Source organism: Syntrophorhabdaceae bacterium (assembly GCA_028713955.1).
Taxonomy (GTDB): Bacteria; Desulfobacterota; Syntrophorhabdia; order Syntrophorhabdales; family Syntrophorhabdaceae; genus UBA5609.
The window spans coordinates 1-4,336 of the sequence record JAQTNJ010000087.1 but is presented as its reverse complement, the minus strand read 5'-3'; the positions used below and the strand labels follow the sequence as shown (position 1 = coordinate 4,336).

The following is a 4,336-nucleotide window of genomic DNA, read 5'->3' as shown; positions in this document are numbered from 1 at the left end:
ATATAACTGTTGTCGAGGCAAGTCTCGGCGGCATCGGACTTCTGGACCTCATGGCAGGTTACCAAAAGGTGGTTATTGTCGATTCCATCAAGTCGGAACACGGCAGCCCCGGCGACATTTATAAGATCGATGTGGATGACCTTGGGAATCCGACATATCCTGTAGGTCCTCATTTCCTTGATGTGAGGACTGCCGTCGAACTGGGCAGTAAATTCGGTTACACAATGCCGGAGACCATCGATATCTACGCCATCGAGATCAGGGACAACACAACCTTCAGCGAAACCCTGACACCGGGGGTTGAAAAGGCAATCCCCGAGCTTGCCGGTCTCATCATTGAAGACTTATGTCCCGGCAATGGGAGGGGTTAGTTACGTTTGTTCACTACGTCCCTCATCGCGCAGAATTTCTCATTCAATAAAACATTGCGGATCTTCTTCGAGGAAATCGCTTCTCCCCTGCGATAGTGAGTAGGCATAGGCAATAGCCCTGCATCCCCGGCAGTTCGACCAACGGTTGCAGATCCGGCATTTACCCTTATAGGCACTTTTGTCCCTAAGAGCGTTGAGGACGTTTGAGGTTGCCCATATCTCCCTCAATGAATCTCTTAATATGTGACCAATAGGGATACCCAACCTCCTGCATGGCGTGATCGTACCATCAGGGAGCAAGGTAATTCCCGATACCCCTGCAGCACAGCCCCCGCTCGGGAATACATAGCGATCGTTTTCAGCAATTTCTGCATTCAACTGTGATGCAACGGGGTCGCCTGTTACGATTTCAAGACCTGGGGTACTGATGGAAAATATCCTTTCATACACTTCTTTCACTTTCTCCTTTTTAAGCATTTTGGAAAGCAATGTTGAACCTCTTCCATAAGGCACAAGCCTTGAAAAACCAAGGCGCTGAACGCCAAGATTGGTTGCCAGTGACACCATGTCTGAAAAAAAGGCTACATTTATTTCAGAGAGGGTCACATTTAACGTCACTGTTATGCCGGCATCGAGAAGGTGTTGAGCCCCCTTCATCGCAGAAGAAAAACTATGTTTTCCCCGGATTGCTTCGTGTATTTTTTCCGGCCCCTCAAGGCTTACCTGGGCGCCTCTAATGGGAAAATCCGCAAATATACGGGCATTATCTTTTTTTATCAGCGTTCCATTTGTGAGAAGGTATATGTTGAACTTATACCTGCAGATTTTTTGAAGAATTTTCGAGAGGTCTTTTCGGAGAAGCGGCTCCCCGCCTGTTATATTAAAACCTGTAGAGAAAGGAATCGCATATATGTCTGACCATTGCTGGATTGTATGGGAAATATTTAGTAATACCTTGTTGATTTCAGGGAGCGGCATTTCTGTCATGGTTCTTTCTTCCTGGTAGCAATGAGTACATGCGAGATTACATCTCTCCGTAAGATGCCACTGAACAAAAAAATCGAAAGAAGGCTCTGTTTTCTTAATTTGATTAGATTTCATAGCTTAAAATATAAAGACAGGCAGCAAGGTAACATCGTTCCTTAGCTGCCTGTCAGTTATTGCGTTGCAGACCTGCAACGTCAACTCTTTCAGCTCTTTCATTTATGACATCTCTTTGTAGCATCTTTTCCCAATGCTTTTTTGATGCCATTCCAGAAGACCGCCTCCTTTTCACGTATCCTTTTCCCCACCTCTTTTTTCAATTTTCTCACCTCCTTTTCACTGTTCAATTATTGTTTTGTATAGTGATAATAATACAATTGTAGCACTCTTTCAACAGCTGTCAAGCACATGTATGGATTTCCGGCTGCAATGGGCAGGTAACAAGGTCATAAAAACGCAATGAAAGTTTTTGCCGGTGGTCACATCTATATTACCCATTTCGCGCTATGCACAAAATGGGTAATATTCGCAACTGTTCCCTCCAGACATTGCTTGCAAAACAGGGGGGGTACGCCATGGTATCTCTCGGGTGTTGGTATTATTGGATGTTCACCTTTACTCGACGGGAGGAATATAGGATGTCCCTGTTGTCCGGTGTATGGAGGGGTGTCATACGTATTCCCCGCTTATCATGGCGGCCGGGACCGGGAATTCAGATGGTGAGGGGCTGCTGCTCTGTTGCATGTAATGAGTATGTGTTGTACATTTAATATATGCTTTATCCCATCCTCGTTGTAGAAGATGACCCAAAAATAGCGCACATCGTAAAGGTCTACCTGGAGAATGCCGGGTTTCGTGTAACACACTCGGAGCGCGGAAAAGATGCCCTGGAGGCCGCACAGAACGAGAAACCGCTTCTGGTAATCCTGGACCTGATGCTGCCTGACATGAGCGGCGAGGAGCTTTGCCTTCGACTCAAAGAGGTCGCCGATGTGCCCATAATCATGCTTACGGCTAAGGCTTCCGAAGAGGAAAGAGTCGCAGGGTTCGCTCTGGGTGCCGATGACTACGTGGTAAAACCCTTCAGTCCCAGAGAACTGGTATTCAGGGTGAAAGTGGTTCTGAAAAGGTTCGAAAAAGGAGATCTTTCCAGGTCGGAACCGATGAGCTTCAACAAAGGGTCTCTGCTTGTAGACGGCCAAACCTACACGGCGACGCAGAAAGGTAGGATTGTACGGCTCACATCGACGGAGTTTAAACTTCTTTTTACCCTTGCCGGGTCTCCCGATCGAGTGTTTACAAGGAGCGAACTGGTAGAAAAAGCGCTCGGCTATCAGTTTGAAGGCTACGAGAGGAGCGTGGACGCCCATATCAAGAACATTCGCAGAAAGCTTGAGGATGACCCTCAGAATCCGGTCTTTATTCGCACTATCTATGGCGTCGGATACCGGTTCACAGGAAAAAGGGATGTTTAGGAGTCTCCGGCTCAAGTTTCTTATCCTTCTCCTCGCCGTAGTAGCTATAGCCCTGGTCAGCACCATTCTTTTCAGGCACTTTATGCTCAGGGATTTCAGGGCCTATCTGGAAGGCGAAGCGGAAGACAAAGTCTACCTGATACAGGCTGACCTGGAAGGGTCCTACGAGCGGTATGGAGGATGGAAGACCGATATTCAGGCACAGGAAGCCATACGTGCGCTCATGTCCGGTTTTGAGATGAGGCTTACGGATCATGGGGGAAGGCTCGTAATCGATACGAAGAGCGCCATCGAAAATGCTTCCCCGCTGGTAAAGAAGAGACTGGAAGCTCTGGCGCAATTCAGCGTGTCTGAAAGTGCCGGTGTCTTTGTGCCATACCCTCTGTTTCTTGCCGGAAAACAGCTCGGAACCCTTGAAATCAGGCAACTACGTCCCGTAAGGGAAGATATCTTTCTTCGGAGATCCGATGGGTTCTTGATGCTGTCAATGGTTATTGTCGGGGGGCTTTCTGTCCTTTTGAGTATTCTTTTCTCCCGTCGGCTTACCCGTCCCGTGAAGGAACTGGCCTTAGCCGCGTCTGCCATCAGCCGGGGTGATTTGCAGAGGCGGGTGGCCATATCCAGACACGACGAAGTCGGCAAGCTTGGAGAAAGCTTCAACCACATGGCAAAGGCCCTTGAGACTCAGCAAATACTGAGGAGGAAGCTGATCGCCGACGTGGCACACGAACTTCGCACGCCCTTAGGGGTCATGCGCGGAGAGCTTGAAGGATTAATGGACGGTTTGATACCGAACGATTCCGTGTGTCTCCAGTCGCTTTATGACGAAACGGGTAGACTCAAGAATATGGTCGACGCAATTGAGGAGCTGAACAAAGCGGAGGCCAGCCTGCTCTCCCTGGAAAGGCATCGGATAGATCTGCGGTCTTTTCTCCGGAACATTGTAGAAAGGTTCAGAACAAGGTTTCAGGAAGGAGGGGTTGTCCTGGAACTGATCTGCCCCGAAGGGCTGAGCCTTTACGCAGATCCCGAACGGTTAAGTCAGATCATTTTGAATCTGCTGAGCAATGCCCTGAAAGCCACCCCCTCCGGTGGGAGCGTTTCAGTCCGCGTAGGATCGACTGAGGGAAGATTGGAGATAACTGTTGCAGATAGCGGTAGCGGAATCAGGGAGGAAGATATCCCCTTCATCTTCGAAAGATTTTACCATGGCCCGGGGGGAGGCCTCGGTATTGGTCTAACCATAGTGAAGGAGTTGTTGGAAGCCCATGGCGCGAACATAATGGTGAAAAGCATACCGGGAAATGGCTCGTCGTTTACAATGGTCTTCCCGGCTGAGGTCGTTCACAATTCTTCATAATCCCTTCGTTACCTCTTCACATTTCCTCTTTATATTTATAGAAAATTCATATAAGGAGGTTTCAGTATGAAAAAGGTATTCGTGGTAGCTTTGATCGTGGCAGTAGGGTTTGCCCTCGGCGGTATCTCCTATGCGGCATGGTGGGG

General features: G+C 48.5%; 4 protein-coding genes. 3 read left to right on the top strand and 1 reads right to left on the bottom strand.

The window, feature by feature from the left end; all coding sequences use genetic code 11:
- A partial coding sequence (locus PHU49_08930; protein MDD5244127.1) for a hydrogenase maturation protease occupies positions 1-371 on the top strand: 371 nt, incomplete at its 5' end.
- 39 nt (positions 372-410) lie between these two features.
- On the opposite strand, the gene PHU49_08925 is transcribed toward PHU49_08930, so the two are convergent.
- Positions 411-1,472 carry a radical SAM protein gene (locus PHU49_08925; protein MDD5244126.1) on the bottom strand — a complete coding sequence of 354 codons (1,062 nt, stop codon included), beginning with the start codon at positions 1,470-1,472 and terminating at the stop codon, positions 411-413.
- A 656-nt stretch (positions 1,473-2,128) separates the two neighbouring features.
- Between PHU49_08925 and PHU49_08920 the strand changes: the two genes are divergently transcribed.
- Positions 2,129-2,830 carry a response regulator transcription factor gene (locus PHU49_08920; GenBank protein ID MDD5244125.1) on the top strand — a complete coding sequence of 234 codons (702 nt, stop codon included), beginning with the start codon at positions 2,129-2,131 and terminating at the stop codon, positions 2,828-2,830.
- Positions 2,823-4,190 carry an ATP-binding protein gene (locus PHU49_08915; GenBank protein MDD5244124.1) on the top strand — a complete coding sequence of 456 codons (1,368 nt, stop codon included), beginning with the start codon at positions 2,823-2,825 and terminating at the stop codon, positions 4,188-4,190. Before PHU49_08920 ends, PHU49_08915 begins: the two co-directional genes overlap by 8 nt.
- The last annotated feature ends 146 nt before the right edge of the window (positions 4,191-4,336 follow it).